At 65.3% G+C, this 18708-nt stretch carries 19 protein-coding genes; 10 read left to right on the top strand and 9 right to left on the bottom strand.

The genetic code is table 11. From position 1 onward, the window contains the following. The 3 genes from AC1RWL_RS07855 to AC1RWL_RS07845 form a co-directional block, all read right to left on the bottom strand. A complete protein-coding gene (locus AC1RWL_RS07855) occupies positions 1-1374 on the bottom strand; it encodes an aspartate aminotransferase family protein (protein WP_493094165.1) in 1374 nt (457 codons plus the stop codon). A gap of 11 nt (positions 1375-1385) precedes the next feature. Continuing rightward, positions 1386-2882, bottom strand: a complete 1497-nt coding sequence (locus AC1RWL_RS07850) for an NAD-dependent succinate-semialdehyde dehydrogenase (RefSeq protein WP_493094164.1) — start codon at positions 2880-2882, stop codon at positions 1386-1388. Positions 2883-3002: 120 nt separating this feature from the next. Next, on the bottom strand, positions 3003-3485 hold the full coding sequence (locus tag AC1RWL_RS07845; RefSeq protein ID WP_327509195.1) for an Lrp/AsnC family transcriptional regulator: 483 nt from the start codon (positions 3483-3485) through the stop codon (positions 3003-3005). A 101-nt stretch (positions 3486-3586) separates the two neighbouring features. On the opposite strand from AC1RWL_RS07845, the gene ehuR reads away from it, so the two are divergent. From ehuR to doeB, 10 genes are all read left to right on the top strand, one after another. Then, entirely contained in the window at positions 3587-4972 is a 1386-nt protein-coding gene (gene ehuR, locus AC1RWL_RS07840) for a MocR-like ectoine utilization transcription factor EhuR (protein WP_493094163.1), read from the top strand. Positions 4973-5092: 120 nt separating this feature from the next. Then, complete coding sequence (gene ehuA / locus AC1RWL_RS07835) at positions 5093-5878, top strand: ectoine/hydroxyectoine ABC transporter ATP-binding protein EhuA (protein ID WP_493094162.1); 786 nt, start codon at positions 5093-5095, stop codon at positions 5876-5878. Positions 5879-5934: 56 nt separating this feature from the next. Beyond that, positions 5935-6786 carry an ectoine/hydroxyectoine ABC transporter substrate-binding protein EhuB gene (ehuB, locus tag AC1RWL_RS07830; RefSeq protein ID WP_493094161.1) on the top strand — a complete coding sequence of 284 codons (852 nt, stop codon included), beginning with the start codon at positions 5935-5937 and terminating at the stop codon, positions 6784-6786. A gap of 198 nt (positions 6787-6984) precedes the next feature. After that, a complete protein-coding gene (ehuC, locus tag AC1RWL_RS07825) occupies positions 6985-7644 on the top strand; it encodes an ectoine/hydroxyectoine ABC transporter permease subunit EhuC (RefSeq protein WP_256116387.1) in 660 nt (219 codons plus the stop codon). A 2-nt stretch (positions 7645-7646) separates the two neighbouring features. Then, entirely contained in the window at positions 7647-8309 is a 663-nt protein-coding gene (ehuD, locus tag AC1RWL_RS07820) for an ectoine/hydroxyectoine ABC transporter permease subunit EhuD (RefSeq protein ID WP_493094160.1), read from the top strand. Then, positions 8309-9085 (top strand): ectoine utilization protein EutA, encoded by a 777-nt coding sequence (eutA, locus tag AC1RWL_RS07815; protein ID WP_493094159.1) that lies wholly within the window; start codon positions 8309-8311, stop codon positions 9083-9085. Before ehuD ends, eutA begins: the two co-directional genes overlap by 1 nt. Before the next feature lie 3 nt (positions 9086-9088). Further along, positions 9089-10090 (top strand): hydroxyectoine utilization dehydratase EutB, encoded by a 1002-nt coding sequence (eutB, locus tag AC1RWL_RS07810; RefSeq protein ID WP_493094158.1) that lies wholly within the window; start codon positions 9089-9091, stop codon positions 10088-10090. Next, positions 10087-11079: an ectoine utilization protein EutC gene (gene eutC / locus AC1RWL_RS07805; RefSeq protein WP_493094157.1), complete on the top strand. Its 993-nt coding sequence runs from the start codon at positions 10087-10089 to the stop codon at positions 11077-11079. Before eutB ends, eutC begins: the two co-directional genes overlap by 4 nt. 34 nt (positions 11080-11113) lie before the next feature. Continuing rightward, positions 11114-12295 (top strand): ectoine hydrolase DoeA, encoded by a 1182-nt coding sequence (gene doeA / locus AC1RWL_RS07800; protein ID WP_493094156.1) that lies wholly within the window; start codon positions 11114-11116, stop codon positions 12293-12295. Between the two features lie 3 nt (positions 12296-12298). Continuing rightward, positions 12299-13291, top strand: coding sequence for a N(2)-acetyl-L-2,4-diaminobutanoate deacetylase DoeB (gene doeB / locus AC1RWL_RS07795; protein WP_493094155.1), 993 nt, complete (start codon positions 12299-12301; stop codon positions 13289-13291). A gap of 3 nt (positions 13292-13294) precedes the next feature. On the opposite strand, the gene AC1RWL_RS07790 is transcribed toward doeB, so the two are convergent. The 6 genes from AC1RWL_RS07790 to AC1RWL_RS07765 are packed head-to-tail and all read right to left on the bottom strand — an operon-like array spanning position 13295 to position 18658. Beyond that, positions 13295-14608 carry an aspartate aminotransferase family protein gene (locus tag AC1RWL_RS07790; RefSeq protein WP_493094154.1) on the bottom strand — a complete coding sequence of 438 codons (1314 nt, stop codon included), beginning with the start codon at positions 14606-14608 and terminating at the stop codon, positions 13295-13297. A 15-nt stretch (positions 14609-14623) separates the two neighbouring features. Further along, positions 14624-15292, bottom strand: coding sequence for a cysteine hydrolase family protein (locus AC1RWL_RS07785; protein ID WP_493094153.1), 669 nt, complete (start codon positions 15290-15292; stop codon positions 14624-14626). Beyond that, positions 15289-16317 carry a branched-chain amino acid ABC transporter permease gene (locus tag AC1RWL_RS07780; protein WP_493094152.1) on the bottom strand — a complete coding sequence of 343 codons (1029 nt, stop codon included), beginning with the start codon at positions 16315-16317 and terminating at the stop codon, positions 15289-15291. The genes AC1RWL_RS07785 and AC1RWL_RS07780 overlap by 4 nt, the downstream gene beginning before the upstream one ends. Before the next feature lie 12 nt (positions 16318-16329). Continuing rightward, entirely contained in the window at positions 16330-17220 is an 891-nt protein-coding gene (locus AC1RWL_RS07775; protein WP_493094151.1) for a branched-chain amino acid ABC transporter permease, read from the bottom strand. Positions 17221-17223: 3 nt separating this feature from the next. Beyond that, complete coding sequence (locus tag AC1RWL_RS07770; protein WP_493094150.1) at positions 17224-17931, bottom strand: ABC transporter ATP-binding protein; 708 nt, start codon at positions 17929-17931, stop codon at positions 17224-17226. Then, on the bottom strand, positions 17924-18658 hold the full coding sequence (locus AC1RWL_RS07765; RefSeq protein ID WP_492648000.1) for an ABC transporter ATP-binding protein: 735 nt from the start codon (positions 18656-18658) through the stop codon (positions 17924-17926). The genes AC1RWL_RS07770 and AC1RWL_RS07765 overlap by 8 nt, the downstream gene beginning before the upstream one ends. Positions 18659-18708 lie beyond the last annotated feature (50 nt).

Genomic DNA, 18708 nt, shown 5'->3' with positions numbered 1-18708 from the left:
TTAGCCGAGAACCGACTTGATCGCGTCGGCGGCAGCCTTCACCACGACATCGGCTTCGTCCTTCGTCAGGCAAAGCGGCGGCGCGAAGCCGAGGATATCGCCCTGCGGCATGGCGCGGCCGATGACGCCGCGTTCCAGAAGGGCGGTGGAGACCTGCGGGCCGATCTTCTTCGAGGGATCGAAGAAGGCCCGGTCGTCCTTGTCCTCGACGAATTCGATCGCCGCCATCAAACCATCACCGCGCACTTCGCCGACATGCTTGTGGTCGCCGACGGCTTTCGCCAGCTCGCTGCGGAAATAGGCGCCGGTGGAGCCGGCATTCTCGACGAGGCCGAGTTCGTCGATCAGTTCGAGGTTCGCGACGCCGGCAGCGGCGCAGATCGGGTGCGAGGAATAGGTCCAGCCATGGCCGATGGCGCCAAGTTCGTCCGAGCCCTTGACCAGCACTTCCCACATCTTGTCCGAGACGATGGTGCCGGAAAGTGGCGCATAGGCGGAGGTGAGGCCCTTGGCGATGGTGATGAGGGCAGGCTTCATGCCGTAGTGGTCCGAGCCGAACATCGTGCCGAGGCGGCCGAAACCGGTGACGACCTCGTCGGCGACGAGCAGGATGTCGTACTTGTCGAGTACGGCCTGGATCTTCTGCCAATAGCCCTTCGGCGGCGGTACGATGCCGCCGGTGCCGAGGATCGGCTCGCCGATGAAGGCGGCGACCGTGTCCGGCCCTTCGGCAAGAATCATCTCCTCCAGCTTGTCGGCGCAATATTGCGAGAACTGCTCCTCGTCCATCGAGCGGTCCGGACGGCGGAAGAAGTAGGGGGCTTCCGTGTGCAGGATCGGCGCGCGCGGCAGGTCGAAGGCATTGTGGAAGAGCGCGAGGCCGGTCAGCGAGCCGGTCATGACGCCCGAGCCGTGATAACCGCGCCAGCGCGAGATGATCTTCTTCTTCTCAGGCCGGCCGAGGATGTTGTTGTAGTACCAGATCAGCTTGATGTTGGTTTCGTTGGCATCCGAGCCGGACAGGCCGAAATAGACGCGGCTCATGCCCTCCGGCGCGCGGTCGATGATCATCTTGGACAGCGTGATCGAGGCTTCCGTGCCGTGACCGACATAGGCGTGGTAATAGGCGAGGTTCTTCGCCTGCTCGGCGATCGCATCGGCGATCTTCTGGCGGCCGTAGCCGACATTGACGCAATAGAGGCCGGCGAAAGCATCGAGGCTCGTCTTGCCGTTGCTGTCCGTGATGTAGACGCCTTCGCCGCCCGCGATGACGCGCGTCGGTGTTTCGCCGCGGGCGTGCATGCCCATATGCGTCGAGGGGTGGAAGAAGTGATCGCGGTCCCAGGCGGTCAGTTCGTTGCGTTGGTCGAGCATGGTCTTTCCTTTCAAGCAGCCGTATCGATGCAGAGATATTTGAGTTCGGTGAAGGCCTCCATGCCGTGGCGCGAGCCCTCGCGGCCGAGGCCGGATTGTTTCCAGCCGCCGAAGGGGATCGGGCCGCCGGTGATCTTCACCCGGTTGACCGCCACCATGCCGTATTCCAGCGCACGGGCAAGCCGCATCTGGCGGGCGCCGTTTTCGGTGACGACATAGGCGACGAGCCCGTATTCGGTGTCGTTGGCGCGGGCGGTCACCTCCGCCTCGCTGTCGAAGGCGGTGACGGCGGCGACGGGGCCGAAGGTTTCTTCGCGCATGATCAGCGCATCGTCGGAAACGTCGGCCAGCAGTGTCGGCTCGTAGAACAGCGGACCGGCCTTGTGGCGCTTGCCGCCGGTCAGAAGCGTGGCGCTATGCTTCAGCGCATCGGCCACCTGTTCCTCCACCTTGGCGATGGCGCGCTCATGCATCAGCGGGCCGATCTCCGCGCCGGCTTCAAGCCCGGCGCCGACCTTCAGCGCCTCGATGCGCGCCTTGAAGGCCTTGGTGAAGGCGGCCAGCACGGGGCGCTCGACATAGATGCGGTTGGCGGCGAGGCAGTCCTGGCCGGAAGTGGCGAACTTGGCGTTGATCGCGATGTCGGCCGCCTTGTCGATATCGGCATCGGCGAAGACGATCAGCGGCGCATGGCCGCCGAGTTCCATCACGAGGCGCTTCATGGTCGGCGCACACTGGCCGGCGATGAGCTTGCCGATCTCCGTCGAGCCGGTGAAGCTCAGCGCCCGTACGCGGGCATCGGCATTCATGCGGCCGACGATTGTCGCCGCATCGCCCGTCACCACGTTGAAGACGCCGGCCGGAATGCCGGCCCGCTCGCCGAGTTCCGCAAGGGCGAGCGCCGAAAGCGGCGTCTCGCTGGAGGGATGCGCGACCACCGTGCAGCCGGCGGCGAGCGCCGCGGCGGCCTTGCGGGTGATCATCGCGCAGGGGAAATTCCACGGCGTCACGATGCCGACGACGCCGAGCGCCTCGCGGCGCACGATCATCTCTGCGCCGGGCAGGTGGCTGGTCACGCTCTCGGCATTGAGCCGTTTGCCTTCCTCGGCATACCACTCGATAAAGGAGGCGGCATAGTCGATCTCGCCGCGGGATTCGGCAAGCGGCTTGCCCTGTTCGAGCGTCATCAGCAGCGCGAGGTCTTCGCGCGCTTCGAGGATCAGCCCATGCCATTTGCGCAGAATGACGGCACGCTGCTGCGGCAGCAGGTCCCGCCAGGCGGGAAAGGCCTGCGCCGCGGCCGAAATGGCCTCCGTCGTCTGCTCGGCATCGAGCGAAGCGACCCAGGCGAGCGTCGCGGACGAGGCGGGGTCCGTCACGGCAAAACTGTTGCCCTCGCGGCCCGCCACCCAGCGGCCGCCGATGTAGGAGAGTTCACGCAGCAAATGAGGGTCGGCGAGGCGGGCAAGCGCGTCGTGGAAAGTCGTCCGGGCGAATACGGCGGTCATGGCGGCCTCCTCTGGCTTCAGTGGCCGGGAGTCTGCCAGAGGCGGGGCGACAGATTGTCTATTGCCGGGGTGGCAGGCAGAGACTTTGGCCAAATGGGTGACGTGCCGTAGACAATCTCTCTATTCGGGGGAGGGCAGCAGCGTCGTCAGCGGCAGCACGGTCTCCTCCTTCACCGTCTTGGTGACGATGTAGGTGAAATAGCGGTCGATGCCGAGTTCGCGGTCGAGCAGGCTGTCGACGAGGCGCTGGTAGGCATCGATGTCCGGCGCCATGATCTTCAGGATGTAATCCACACCGCCGCCGACCGACCAGCAGGCGACGATCTCCGGCGTCGTCGCCACCGCCCGCTCGAAACGGTCGAAATCCGCCTGCCGGTGGTTGGCCAGCGTCACCTCCATCATGACGCTCGCGACCGGCGCCAGCCGCCGCACCGCGACCCGCGCGTGATAGCCCGTCACGATGCCCGCCTTCTCCAGCTTGCGCAGACGCAGCCAGCAGGGCGTGGGCGAGAGGCCCGCCTTTTCCGCCAGCGCCAGCTTGGTGATGCGCCCGTTCTCCTGGATCGCCTCCAGGATGCGCAGGTCGATGGCGTCGAGTTTCATGCGGTCGCCCTCCGGGCGGGTATCATGTCAAAGCTGGGAAAAGACAATGGAAAGGCATTTTGGCGTTGTCAATTGAACTGAATTTGAGCACTGTTGAAATCATGACAAATTGGCGTCCCGATATATCCCAATTGCGCCGGCCGGCCTACCTCTCCCTTGCCGAGCAGATCGCCCGCGCCATCCAGGAAGGGCTGCTGCCGAACGGTACACGCCTTCTGCCACACCGCAAGCTCGCCGACGACCTCAAACTGTCGGTGCAGACCGTCAGCCGCGCCTATGACGAGCTGATCCGCCGTGGCCTGATCTCCGGCGAGATCGGCCGTGGTTCCTTCGTGCAGACAAGGCCGAAGGAGCCGGAGCCGCCTTACCTGCCCGAACGCCTCGGCGAGCTGGTGGATCTGTCGATCCTGAAACCCGTCTGCGAACAGCTCCACCTGGAGCGCATGCGCGAGGCCTTCGGCTGGCTGGCGGAAAACCTGCCGTCGAGCTCGGCGCTGTCTTTCCGGCCGAACATGGTGTTCCCACGCCATCGCGCCGTCGCTGCCGAGTGGCTCGCCCGCTGCGGCCTCGACATTTCGCCGCTCAACATCAGCCTCACCAACGGCGCGACCTCCGGCATGACCGTGGCGCTGATGAGCGTGGCTCCCCCCGGCGCGACCGTCGCGACAGAGGCGATCAGCCACCATACGCTGGTGCCGCTCTCCACCTATCTCGGCCTGCATCTGGAAGGCCTGCCGATCGACCATGACGGCATGATCCCAGAGGCGCTCGACGAGGCCTGCCGGAAAGGCGTGATCCGCGCCGTCTTCCTTCAGCCTTCCGTCATCAACCCGACCGCCACGCTGATGAGCGCCGAGCGCCGGCAGGCGCTGGCCGAGGTCGCGCGGCGCAACGATATCGCGATCATCGAGAACGACATTCTCGGCCCGCTGGTCGAGAACAGGGCGCCGCCGCTGGCGGCTTACGCGCCGGAGCGCACGCTCTACATCACCAGCTTCACCAAGATCACGGTGCCGGGCCTGCGCATCGGTTATCTCGCAGCCCCCGATCGCTATGTCGCCGCCGTCGCCAACCGGCACCTCGTCTCGAACTGGATGGCAACGCCCTCGATTGCCGAGATCGCAACGCGCTGGGTCAGCGACGGCACGGCGATGGAACTGGTCAACTGGCAGCGCCGGGCGCTGGCCACGCGCCACGCCATTGCCGAGGAAACCTTCGCGGGCCTACCCTATCGCTCGCATCCGCAAAGCCTGCATGTCTGGCTGCCGCTGCCGGAGGGGCACACGGAGGAGGGCTTCGTCTCGCAGGCGCGCCTGCGCGGTGTGGCCATCGCGCCCGGCTCCTCTTTCCGCACCGCCGATCAGGGCTGGCACCCGGCCGTGCGCATCTCGCTCGGCTCGACGACCGAACAGGAACTTCGCACGGGGCTCGGCATTCTAGCTTCATTGGCCAGTGGAAATCCGGAGGCGTTGCTGCTCGCGATTTGAGGCAAATGCCTGCCAAAGAGGCGGCGGGACAATAATTGTCATGATATTATTATTCGGATTGACATGATTTAGATCGCCGCGCATCGTTAGGCCATCACGTCTCAACAGGGAGAGACATGCATGGCTGCACCGATCATCCGCATCGACAACATCACGAAGCGCTACGGCCCGCTGACCGTGCTCGACGGGTTGTCGATGGAGGTGCTGCCGGGCGAAAAACTCGCGCTCATCGGCCCGTCCGGCTCCGGCAAGACGACGATCCTGCGCATCCTGATGACGCTGGAGACGATCAGCGGCGGCCATATCCAGGTCGACGGCGACCAGCTCTACCACATGCCGAAGAACGGTGGCCTCGCGCCGGCCGACGAGCGTCACCTGCATCGAATGCGCGAGAAGATCGGCATGGTCTTCCAGCACTTCAATCTCTTCCCGCACAAATGCGTGCTCGACAATGTCACGCTCGCGCCGATGCTGACCAAGGGCGTGGCGCGGGCGGCGGCCGAGAAGCGGGCGATGGAGCTTCTCGACATGGTGGGCCTTGCCGACAAGGCGAAGAACATGCCCGCCCAATTGTCCGGCGGACAGAAGCAGCGTGTCGCCATCGCCCGCGCCCTCGCGCTTTCGCCGAAGATCATGCTGTTCGACGAGGTCACCTCCGCGCTCGATCCCGAGCTTGTGGAGGAGGTGCTGAACGTCATGCGCAAGCTCGCCGCCGAGACCGACATGACCATGCTGCTCGTCACCCACGAAATGGGTTTTGCGCACGATTTCGCCGACCGCGTGCTCTTCTTCGATCGCGGCAAGATCGTCGAGGAAGGCAAGCCGGACGACATTTTTACCCATCCCAAGCAGGAACGCACGCAAAGCTTCCTGCGCAAGATCATCGCGGCAGGGCACCGCGTCTGAGGGCTCAGAAACCTCAAGAGAATTGCTCCAAGCAACAACCAGAGGAGTTCGGAACAATGAAGACCAGACATTTTTGGACCATGGCCGCGGGTGCCAGCGCACTGATGGCAATCGTCGCCGCAGCACCGGCCTCGGCCGATGACGGCAAGCTCGCGGAACTGAAGGAACAGGGTTTCGCCCGCGTCGCCATCGCCAACGAGCCGCCGTTCACCGCGGTCGCGGCCGACGGCAAGGTTTCGGGTGCAGCCCCCGATGTCGCCCGCGAGGTCTTCAAGCGCCTCGGCGTTGCGGACATCGTCGCGTCGATCTCGGAATACGGTGCGATGATCCCCGGCTTGCAGGCCGGCCGTCACGACGTTATCACCGCGGGCCTCTTCATGAAGCCGGAGCGTTGCGCGGCCGTCTCCTATTCGGAGCCAATCCTCTGCGACGCCGAAGCCTTCGCGCTGAAGAAGGGCAACCCGCTGGGCCTCAAGAGCTACAAGGACATCGCCGACAATCCGGATGCCAAGATCGGCGCGCCGGGCGGCGGCACGGAAGAAAAGCTGGCGCTCGAAGCCGGCGTTCCGCGCGATCGCGTCATCGTGGTGCCGGATGGCCAGAGCGGCCTGAAAATGCTGCAGGACGGCCGCATCGACGTCTATTCGCTGCCGGTGCTCTCCATCAACGACCTCGTTTCCAAGGCGAACGACCCGAATGTCGAGGTCGTGGCACCGGTCGAAGGCGCCCCGGTCTATTGCGACGGCGCTGCCTTCAAGAAGGGCGACGAGGCACTGCGCGATGCCTTCGACGTGGAGCTCGCCAAGCTGAAGGAATCGGGCGACTTCGCCAAGATCATCGAGCCCTACGGCTTCTCCGCCGCCGCCGCCATGTCGACGACGCGCGAAAAGCTCTGCGCGGCGCAGTAAAGCTCGGGTTGGTGAAACAGCCCCCTCATCCGGCCTGCCGGCCACCTTCTCCCCGACGGGGAGAAGGGATTTGCTGCACCGGACTGCTCAACAGTCAAGTGTGAAGAAACCGGTGGCCACACGTCCCTTCTCCCCAGCGGGGAGAAGGTGCCGGCAGGCGGATGAGGGGGATACCCCAATGAACGGAACGCAACGATCATGACCGACTGGTCCGGCTATATAGGGCTGATCCTGCAAGGCGCGCTCGTGACGCTTGAGCTCACCCTCATGGGCTCGGTGCTCGCCGTCATCATGGCGTTTGTCGCCGGGCTTGGCCGCGTCAGCCGCTTTATGGCGGTCCGGGCACTCGCCACCACCTATATCGAATTCTTCCGCGGCACCTCGATCTTCGTGCAGCTCTTCTGGGTCTATTTCGTGCTGCCCTTTGCCGGTGTCACGCTGTCGCCGCTCCAGGCCGGCGTGCTGGCGCTGGGGCTGAACGTTGGGGCCTACGGAGCGGAGGTCGTGCGCGGCGCCGTCAAGGCGATCGGGCGGGAGCAACGTGAGGCCTGTGTGGCGCTCAACCTGACGCGTGGGCAGGCGATGCGCCATGTCATCCTGCCGCAGGCGCTGCCGCTGATGCTGCCGACCTTCGGCAACAATGCGATCGAGCTTCTGAAGGGCACGGCCGTCGTCTCGCTGATCTCGCTCACCGACATGACCTTCCAGGCGCAGGTCGTGCGCGCCCAGACCGGCAGCACGCTGATCCCCTTCGCGGTGATCCTCGTGCTCTATTTCCTGATGGCGCTGGCGATTTCCACCGGCATGCGCTGGCTGGAGCGTCGCGTCACCCGCGGCCTCGATGGCGTGAGGACCTGACGATGGAATGGGATTGGAATTTCGTCTGGGAAATCATGCCGACCCTTCTGGAAGGGTTGAAGATCACCATTCTCGCCACCGTGCTGGGTGCTGCCGTCGCCGCCGCGGTCGGCCTCGTCTTCGCCATCCTGCGCATGACCGCGCCGAAGCCGATCGCGCGCACCACAAGCTTCATCGTCGAGTTCATCCGCGGCACGCCGCTGCTCGTGCAGCTCTATTTCATCTTCTACGTGCTGCCGGATATCGGCATCCGCCTGCCGGCGCTGCTGGCCGGCGTCATCGGGCTCGGCGTGCACTATGGCACCTATGCGGCCGAAGTCTACCGCGCCGGCATCGAGAATGTGCCGCGCGGCCAATGGGAGGCGGCGAAGGCGACGAACCTTTCCGCCCGCCAGACCTGGATCCACGTCATCCTGCCGCAGGCGCTTCCGCCGATGATCCCGGCGCTCGCCAACTACCTGATCGCCATGTTCAAGGAGACGCCGCTGCTCTCCGCCATCACCGTGCTGGAACTGATGAACCAGGCAAAGAGCGTCGCCAACAGCAGCTATCGCTATATCGAGCCGATGACGATGGTCGGCATCTTCTTCCTGATCATGAGCCTGATCTCCGTCGTCTTCCTGCGCTGGCTGGAAGAGCGTTACGCCCGGGTGGAGGAACGCTGATGCAGACCCTGGACCTGACACTCGCCTCCCGTGCGCCAAAGCTTGACGACCGCCCGCTCGAAAAGCGGATCGGCCTGATCATTCTTGCGACCGACCACACGACGGAAGTGGATTTCCAGCGCATGGTGGCAAATGAGCGGATCGGCGTCTATGTGACCCGCATCCCCTACGCCAATCCGGTGACGCCGGAGAACCTGCGTGCCATGCAGCCCTCGCTGACGGCGGGTGCGGCGCTGATCCTGCCGGACGAACCGCTTGACGTTGTGATGTATTCCTGCACCTCGGCCTCGGTCGTCATTGGCGATGCCGCGGTAAAGGCTGCGGTGAAGGCGGCCAAGCCGACGGCCGCCGTGGTGACGCCGACGGCCGCTGCGGTTTCCGGTCTGAAGGCCTTCGGTGCGAAGCGGATCTCTGTCCTGACGCCCTACACGATCGAAACCAGCAAGCCGATGGCGGACTATTTCATCGCGCTCGGTTTCGACATCGCCCGCTTCACCTGCCTCGGCCTGACGGACGATCGCGAGATGGCGCGGATTTCCCCCGCGGAGATCGTCGCCTTCGCGAAGGAGGCGACCGCGCCCGACTGCGATGCGCTCTTCATCTCCTGCACCGCCGTACGCGCGGCGGGTGTTGCGGCCGAAATCGAGGCCGCCATCGGCAAGCCGCTCGTGACCAGCAATCTCGCCACGGCCTGGGCCTGCCTGCGGCTGTGCGGCGACGACGCAGCTCGGCCGGAGCTCGGCCGGCTGATGACGCTCGCCTATCCGGGTCGGTAAGCCATGACAAACCTTCCCGTGACATTGGCCGATATCGAACAGGCTGCCCGGCGCATCGAGGGTCGCATCCTGCGCACGCCCTTCGTGCTGTCGGCATCGCTTTCCGAACGCTGCGGCGTGCCGGTGGGCCTGAAGCTCGAACACCACCAGACGACCGGTAGCTTCAAGTTGCGGGGCGCGACCAATGCGGTGCTTTCGCTTTCGCCGGAAGAGCGGGCGAGGGGCGTTGTTGCCGCCTCGACCGGCAATCACGGCCGCGCGCTTGCCCATGCGGCGAAGGCCGAAGGTTCGGTCGCGACGATCTGCATGTCCCGGCTCGTACCGGAAAACAAGGTGGCGGAAATCCGCCGGCTCGGCGCGAATGTGCGCATCGTCGGCCGGTCGCAGGATGAGGCGCAGGTCGAGGTGGACCGGCTGGTCGCCGAAGACGGCCTCGTCATGGTGCCGCCCTTCGATAATCCCGCTGTGGTGGCGGGGCAGGGGACGCTTGGCCTGGAGATCGTCGAGGCCATGCCGGATGTCGCCACCGTGCTCGTGCCGCTTTCGGGTGGTGGGCTTGCTGCGGGTGTGGCGGCAGCGGTGAAGGGGCGCTTGCCGAAGACGCGCGTCATCGGCCTCACCATGCAGCGCGGTGCGGCAATGAAGGCGAGCCTGGATGCCGGGCGGCCGGTGCAGGTCGAGGAGGTGGCAAGCCTTGCGGATTCGCTCGGCGGCGGTATCGGCCTCGACAATGCCGTGACCTTCCGCATGTGCCGCGATCTGCTCGACGGGGTGATCCTGCTGTCCGAAACCGAGATCGCGGCGGGCATGCGGCATGCCTATGCGGAAGAACGCGAGGTGATCGAGGGGGGCGCTGCGGTGGGCATCGCGGCGCTGCTTTCCGGCCGTCTCGGCAAGCTCGGCGGCCCCGTGGCCGTCATTCTTTCCGGCCGCAATGTCGATATGGGCCTGCACCAGCGGGTCATCAACGGCGAGGCCGATCCGTTTGCGGAGGACGCGGCGTGACGAAGATGAAGATACTGACCGAAGCGGACCTGCGCCGCATCGTGCCGCTCGACCTTGAGGCGATCGCCTGCGTGGAGGATGCGTTCCACGCGCTCGCCACCAAGGCTGTCGTCATGCCGCCGATCCTGCGGCTCGACATGCCGGAGCAGCGCGCGGAGGTGGACGTGAAGACCGCCTATGTGCCCGGCCTCGATGGTTTTGCCATAAAAATCAGCCCCGGCTTCTTCGACAACCCGGCGATCGGCCTGCCGAGCACCAATGGCCTGATGGTGCTGTTTTCGACGAAGACCGGCCTCGTGCAGGCGGTGCTGCTCGACAACGGCTACCTGACGGATGTGCGCACGGCCGCGGCGGGCGCCGTTGCGGCGCGATATCTTTCGCGCACCGATGCCTCGGTCGCCGCCATCTTCGGCGCCGGCATGCAGGCAAAGCTGCAACTGGAGGCGCTGAGCCTGGTGCGCCCGATCCGCGAAGCCCGGATCTGGGCGCGCGATACGGCAAAGGCCGAGGCGGTTGCGGCGGAGTTGACGCTGAAACTTGGTTTCCCCGTCCGTGCGGAAACCGATGGCCGGGCGGCGGTCGATGGGGCCTACATCATCGTCACCACCACGCCCTCCGAAACGCCGGTCCTCAAGGCCGAATGGCTGCAACCGGGCCAGCATATTACCGCCATGGGCTCCGATGCCGAGCACAAGAACGAGATCGAGCCGGCGGTCATAACGGGTGCCGCGCTCTATGTTGCCGACAGCCTGAAACAGACGCGCCGGCTCGGCGAGTTGCACCATGCCATCGAGGCGGGGCTTGTCACCGAAGGCACCACCTTCCCCGAACTCGGCGAGATCATCGCCGGGCGCAAACCGGGCCGCAGCGGCCCCGAGCAGATCACCGTGGCGGATCTCACCGGCACGGGCATCCAGGACACGGCCATCGCAACGCTTGCCGCCGCCCGCGCGGCTGCGGCGGGTGCGGGCACGACCTTCGACAGTTGAGACCGGCTTTTCGCCGGGTATAGAGGAAACACCGATGAAACAAGCGAACCTGAAGTTCTCACTTCCGGAGTATGAAGCACGTCTTCAAAAGACGCGGAAGGCCATGGAAGCCAAGGGCATCGACGTGCTGATCTGTAGCGATCCGTCGAACATGAACTGGCTGACGGGCTATGACGGCTGGTCCTTCTACGTGCACCAGTGCGTCGTCGTGCCGCCGACCGGCGAGCCGATCTGGTACGGCCGCGGCCAGGATGCCACCGGCGCGAAATTCACCGCCTATCTGAAGCACGAGAACATCATCGGCTATCCGGACCACTACGTGCAGTCCACCGAACGCCACCCGATGGATTACCTCTCTGCCAAGCTCACAGACCGCGGCCTCGACAAGCTGACCATCGGCGTCGAGATGGACAATTACTGGTTTTCCGCCGCCGCCTTCGCCTCGCTTACAAAACACCTGCCGAATGCCCGCTTTGTCGATGCGACTGCCCTCGTCAACTGGCAGCGCGCGGTGAAAAGCGAGAGGGAAATCAAATATATGCGCAACGCCGCGCGCATCGTTGAGGCCATGCACCAACGCATCTTCGACAAGATCGAGGTCGGCATGCGCAAATGCGATCTCGTCGCCGAGATCTACGATGCAGGCACGCGCGGCGTCGATGGCATCGGCGGCGATTATCCGGCGATCGTGCCGCTGCTGCCGTCCGGCGTCGAAGCCTCCGCGCCGCATCTCACCTGGGACGACCGGCCGATGAAATCCGGCGAGGGCACCTTCTTCGAGATCGCCGGCTGCTACCATCGTTACCATGTGCCGCTGTCGCGCACCGTCTTTCTCGGCAAGCCGACGCAGGCCTTCATCGATGCCGAGAAGGCGACGCTCGAAGGCATGGAGGCGGGGCTTGCGGTGGCAAAACCCGGCAATACCTGCGAGGACATCGCCAACGCCTTCTTCGGCGTGCTGAAGAAATACGGCATCGTGAAGGACAACCGCACGGGCTACGGCATCGGCGTCTCCTATCCGCCGGACTGGGGCGAGCGCACGATGAGCCTGCGCCCCGGCGACAAGAGCGAGCTCAAGCCCGGCATGACCTTCCATTTCATGACCGGCCTCTGGCTGGAGGATATGGGCTTCGAGACGACGGAAAGCATTTTGATCACCGAAACCGGTGTTGAGTGCCTGGCCAATGTGCCGCGCAAGCTTCTCGTGAAGGACTGAGCCATGCGTGTCTCTCCCATCAGCCCCACGGTCGATTTTTCGGCCGAGGGCGTGCAGCACGGCTTTTTGCGCTTGCCCTACAGCCGGGACGATTCCGCCTGGGGTTCGGTGATGATCCCGGTGACGGTGGTGAAGAACGGGGAGGGGCCGACGGCCCTTCTCACCGGCGGCAACCATGGCGACGAATATGAGGGACCGATCGCGCTCTTCGATCTCGCGCGTACGCTGAAGGCGGAGGATGTTTCCGGCCGCGTCATCATCGTTCCGGCGATGAACTATCCTGCCTTCCTCGCCGGCACGCGCACCTCGCCGATCGACAAGGGCAACATGAACCGCAGCTTTCCGGGCGCGCCGGATGGCACGGTCACGCCGAAGATCGCCGACTATTTCCAGCGCACGCTGCTGCCGCTCGCCGATATCGTGCTCGACTTCCATTCCGGCGGCAAGACGCTGGATTTCCTGCCTTTTTGCGCCGCGCATATCCTGCCCGACAAGGCGCAGGAGGCAAAAGCCTTCGACCTCGTCAGCGCCTTCGGCGCGCCCTGGTCGATGAAGATGCTAGAGATCGATGCGGTCGGCATGTACGACACGGCGGCCGAGGAGATGGGCAAGGTCTTCATCACCACCGAACTCGGTGGCGGCGGTACGGCGACGGCGAAGAGTGCAGGCATCGCCAAGGCGGGTGTCGCCAATGTGCTGAAGGCGGCCGGCATCCTGAAGGGTGCGGTCGACGCCACGGACACGACCTGGCTCGACATGCCGGACGGCAATTGTTTCTCATTTGCCGAGGACGGCGGGCTGATCGAGCCGCTTTACGATCTCGGCGAGCGGGTGAAGAATGGCGACGTCGTCGCTCGCATCTACCCCGTAGGCCGCACCGGCGTGGCGCCTCTGGAGGTGAAGGCGAAGATGGACGGTATCCTCGCCGCTCGCCATTTCCCCGGTCTCGTCAAATCCGGCGACTGCGTCAGCGTGCTGGCTGATATCGTCGACTGACGGCTACCAGCCGGCAAACTCTGCGAGCAGGCTTTCGTCTACGCGCCCCGCCGCGACGTCGGCGAGCGCCTGGTCGAGCATGGCAACACCCTCCTGCGCCTGGTTTTCGCTGAGCGTCAGGGGCGGGGTGAATTCCAGCACGTTGGAGCGGACCCCGACGTAGTAGAGCACGAGGCCGAGCTGGAAGGCGCGGTAGACGGTGAGCGCCGTCTGTCGCGCGGCCGGTTCGCGGGTTGCGCGGTCGGTGACGAGCTCGACGCCGAGCGCGAGGCCACGGCCGCGTACATTTCCGATGAGGGAATGGCGGGCGGCGAGGCGGTTGAGCGCTTCGCGCAGTACATTGCCGGTTCGCTCTGCGTTCTGCACCAGATGGTCGCGCTCGATCGTCTGCAACACGGCAAGCGCCGCGGCGGCGCAGACCGGGTTGCCGTGCACCGTTTGCAGCGAGAAGGCGACGGCGTGGTTCATGATCGCCTCCGGGCCGACCACCGCCGAGATCGGCAGGCCGCCGCCGAGCCCTTTGCCGAAGACCACGATATCCGGCTCGATGTCGGAATGCTCGAAGGCGTTGAAGCGGCCGCTGCGGCCGAGACCGACCTTCACCTCATCGGAGACGAGCAGGATGCCATGCTTGCGGCAGAGTGTTTCCACCGCCTTGAAGTAACTGTCCGGCGGCACCAGCATGCCGCCGTCCGACTGGATCGGCTCGATGAAGAAGGCGGCAACCTCTTGCGGCGGCACCTCCGTCGAAAAGAGCTTTTCGAGATGAGCGAGGGCGTCGTCCTTCGCGGCCTCGGGGCTGCCGGCCGCGTAGCTGTTCGGGTAGGGAACGAGCGTCAGGCCCTCGGCTCGCGTGCCCTGCTGCGCCGGATGGCCGGAGACGGCCATTGAGCCGACAGTGCCGCCGTGATAGGCACCGCTGAAGGCGAGGATGCGCGGCCGGCCGGTGGCGGCGACGACCATGCGGGCGACTGTCTCATTGGCATCCGAGCCGGAATGGCCGAACCAGACGCGGCCGCAGGCACGCTCGGGCACCAGCGAGAGCAGTTTTTCGGCGAGCAGCACGCAGGGCTCGTTGGCGGTCGAGAGGTAACTCGCGCCCGCCTGGTCGGAGAGCGCGCGGTTAACGGCTTCGCGGATGGCGGGGTGCGAATGGCCGAGGCTAGCCGCCCCCCAGGAGGCGGCGAAGTCGAGAAGCTGCCGCCCGTCGTCGCCCGTCAGATAGGCGCCGCTGCCGCCGACGACCGCCTGCGGAAAGAACCGCAGGTGCGCCATGGTGGAGACGGATCGGCTTTCGCGGGCATAGAGACCGGACATGGCGCGTTTCCTCGTTTATTTGAAGAAGGTGATGACCTCGTCGAGCTGGACGACATGGCAGTAGATCATGTTGATGATCTCCAGTTCCCGCTTGTGCAGTTCGTCCGTCGCCGCCGCACCGCAATCGTCGACGACGACCACGCCGAAGCTTTCGTCGGCGAGGCTGCGCACGGTGGAGGAGACGCACTGGTCGGTGAAGATGCCGCAGCAGATGACGTCCTTGATGCCCATATTGTGCAGGATCAGGCGCAGGTTCGTGCCGGTCAGCGCGCTGTCGGTCGTCTTGGTGATGACGATCTCGTCGGCGCGCGGCTCCAGTTCCGGCACGACCTGCCCTTCCGGCAGTTCCTTCGGCAGCAGCAGGTAGTTGAAACCCGGCTTTTTCTGGCTCAGCGACCGGTCGCGGCCGTCCGGCTTCTGGCAGGCGATGCGGGCGTAGATGACCTCCACCTTGCGCTTGCGGCATTCGTCGATCAGGCGTGCGGTGTTCGGGATCACCGTGCCGCGCATGCGATCGTAGAAGGGCTGCCAGCGGGCGGTTTCCTCCGGCGTGTCCTTCGGGTCGAGATAGGTGTTCTGGATGTCGATGACGAGGAGCGCGGTCGTTTCCGGATCGAGTATGATGTCGTCCGGCTCGTCCGCATTGGCGTAGTAGAAGGAACGGTAGGCGGTCTTCCAGGTCATGGGGCGGTTTCCTTCTTGCGGCGGGCGCGGGTGAGGATGTGGCCGATCTCGCGGTTCGGGAAGAGACCGCCGGGTTTCAGGATCATCACGGCGATCATGGCGAGCGCCAGCACGATTTCGGTAAGGCCGATGACCTGGCCGGCGCCGAAGGAGGTGGCGTTTAGCGCGCCCTCGGTGCTGCGCAGGCCCTCATAGGCGACGGTGATCAGCACCGTGCCGGCGACGGCGCCGGTGACGGTGTTGGCGCCGCCGATCACCAGCATGGTGATGATCAGGAACGTCTCCTTGAGGTAGAAGGCTTTTGGCGCAAAGGATGTGATGAAGTGGCCCCAGAGTGCGCCGCCGATGCCGGCGATGAAGGCGGCGAGGATGAAGGCGCGCCAGCGCAGGTGGGGGATATTGGCGCCAAGAGCTGCGGCTGCCACCTCGTCCTCACGCGATGCGCGCAAAAGCTTGCCGGTGCGCGATTCCTTGAAGAGCAGGGCGACGACGACGACGATGCCGGCGACGATGGCGGCGATCGGCATGTCCGTCGTCTTCGGCAGGCCGAAGAGCGTGCGCGGGCCGTTGGTGAAGGCGCTCCAGTTGTTCATGACCGTGTAGAGCACGACGAGCAGCGCGAAGGAGGTGATGACGGATGCCGCATCCGAAAGCCGCATCAAGGGGTAGGCGACGACGGCCGCCACCGCCGCCGCCAGCACGCCGGCTGCCAGCATGGCAAGCAGCGGCGAGACTTCAACGACCTTCATGAACTCATAGAGATCCGGCAGCGCCATGCCCTTCATCTGCGCCGGAATGGTGAGCACGGCGGAGGTGTAGGCGCCGAGCCCCATGAAGCCGATATGGGCGAAGGACAGCAGGCCGGAATTGCCCATGAAGGTCTGCAGGCCGACGACGAGCACCAGCGATATCAGCAGGTTGGTGGCGATGCGGTCGTAGAGGCGGATGCCGAGCAACTGGCTGCCGACACCGATGACGAGGATGACGGCGATGAGGATGAGCGCGGTGAGATAGGAATGTTTCATGGGTTCCGCTCCTCAGGTCCGCTGGCCGCTTGCCGGACCCTTGATGAGGCCCTGCGGGCGCCAGAGCAGGATCAGGATGACGAGGCTGAAGGTGAAGGCGTCGCGGAATTTCAGGAGATCCTGCGACAAGGTGTAGTTGAGCGTTGTATCGATCAGCGCCAGCAGGAAGCCGCCGACGACCGCGCCCGGTAGGCTGCGCATGCCGCCGATCACGGTGGCGATGAAGGCGACGAGCAGTGGTTCCAGCCCGACGCCCGGCACGACGGTGCCAATGCGGCCGATCCACAGGATGCCGACGACGCCGGCCAGGAAGCCGGAGAGTGCGAAGGCCGACGAGATGATGAGGTTCGCCGGCACGCCCAGCATGCGGGCCATGGTGAAGTTGGTCGCGGCCGCCCGCATGGCGATGCCGAGCGTCGTCTTGCGCATCAGGAAGGCGACGGCGGCGAGCAGCACGATGGAGGCGGCAATCGTGATGAGGTTGCGCACCGGGGTGATGGCGCCGCCGATCGTGACAGTCTGCGAGAAGATTTCCGGCAGCGGCACGTTGCGCGGGCGCGGCGAGATGAAGAGCAGGGCCGCGTTCTGCAACAGGTTAGAGAAGGCGAAGGAGGTGATCAGCACGGCGGTCACCGACTTGGCGCGCACCGGCCGGAAGGCGACGTAGTCGGTGAGGATACCGAAGACGATCGCCATGACAACGGCGAGCACCGCCATGATGATCCACGGCAGGCCAGAGCCGCTGGCGAGGAACATCGTGTAGCCGGCGACCATGATGAGTTCGCCATAGGCGAAATTCACCAGCCGCAGGATGCCGTAGACGATGACGAGGCCGAGCGCCATCAGCGCGTAAGCGCCGCCGAGGCTGAGCACATCGATGATGAACTGGATCGCGAAAGCCATGGGTCAGCCTCCCAGATAATGTGCGCTGAGATCGCTCGTCGCGCGGATCTCGTCGGCGGTGCCTGACGTGACGATCGCGCCGAGGCGCATGACATAGGCACGGTCGGCGACGGCGAGCGCCTGGTTCACGTTCTGCTCGACGAGCAGGATGGTGAGGCCGGATTTTTTCAGCGTCTCGATCATTTCGAAGATGCGCTCGACGATGGCCGGCGCAAGGCCGAGCGAGGGCTCATCGAGCAGCAGCACGGTGGGCCGCGACATCAGCGCGCGGGCGATGACCAGCATCTGCTGCTCGCCGCCGGACAGCGTGCCGGCTGGCTGTTGCGAGCGTTCGGCAAGGCGCGGGAACAGCGTATGCAGGCGGTCGAGGTTTTCCCGGTTGCCGGCCTGGTCGCGGCGGTGGATATAGGCGCCGAGCATGAGATTTTCGGCGACCGTCAGGTCCGGGAAGACGTCGCGGGTTTCCGGCACGGTGGCGAGGCCGGCGCGCACCACCTGTTCGGGGCTCGCCGACGTGATGTCCTTGCCTTCGAGCATAATGGAGCCGCCGGACGCCTTCAGCGCGCCGGCGATGCATTTGATGGTCGAGGATTTGCCCGCGCCGTTGGCGCCGAGCAGGCTCACCAGCTCGCCCTTGCCGACGGTGAAGCTGATGCCGCGCACCGCGCGGATCGTGCCGTAGTTGACGGAGAGGTCACGCACATCAAGCATGGACCGCTCCCTTGCCGAGATAGGCCTCGATGACGGCCGGGTGGCTGCGCACATGCGCGGCGTCGCCTTCCGCGATGGTGCGGCCGGTGGCAAGCACATGCAGCCGGTGGCAGAGGCGCATGATCAGCCCCATGTCGTGGTCGATGATGAGGAGGCCGAGGCCGCGTGTCTTCGGCAGCTCGGACAGCGTGTGCAGCAAGGTCTCGGTCTCCGCGTCGTTCATGCCGGCGGCCGGTTCGTCGAGCAGCAGGAAACGGGGCTCGGCGGCGAGTGCACGGGCGATTTCCACGCGGCGCTTGTCGCCATAGCTGAGGCTTTCGCCGAGCTCGTCGGCCTTGGCGGCAAGGCCGAGTTCGTTGAGCACTCCCTTTGCGCGCTCCGTGGCAACGGCAAGGGAGGCGCCCTTCGCGAGGGCTGCGGCCTCGACATTTTCCAGCACCGTCATCGTGTTGAACAGCCGCACGATCTGGAACGAGCGGCTGACGCCTTGCAGCGCGATCTCGCGCGGCGAGAGGCCGGAGAGCCTGGTGTCGCCGGCGGTGATCGTGCCGCCTGCTAGTTTCACCTGGCCGGTAATGGCATTGATGAGCGTCGTCTTGCCGGAGCCGTTTGGCCCGATGAGGCCGACGACCTCGCCGGTCGAGACGGAGAGGGACACATGGTCGAGGGCGCGAAGGCCGGTGAATTCCACCGACACGTCGTTTACCGCGAGGCGCGTTTCAGACATGGCTTTCCCGATAGTAATGGGCCGGCCACAAGGCCGGCCCGCAGGCAGGG

The organism is Shinella sp. GW821-FHT10F02 (assembly GCF_058809275.1).
Note: the sequence above shows the minus strand (reverse complement) of the source record. Positions and strands in the feature narration are given on the sequence as shown.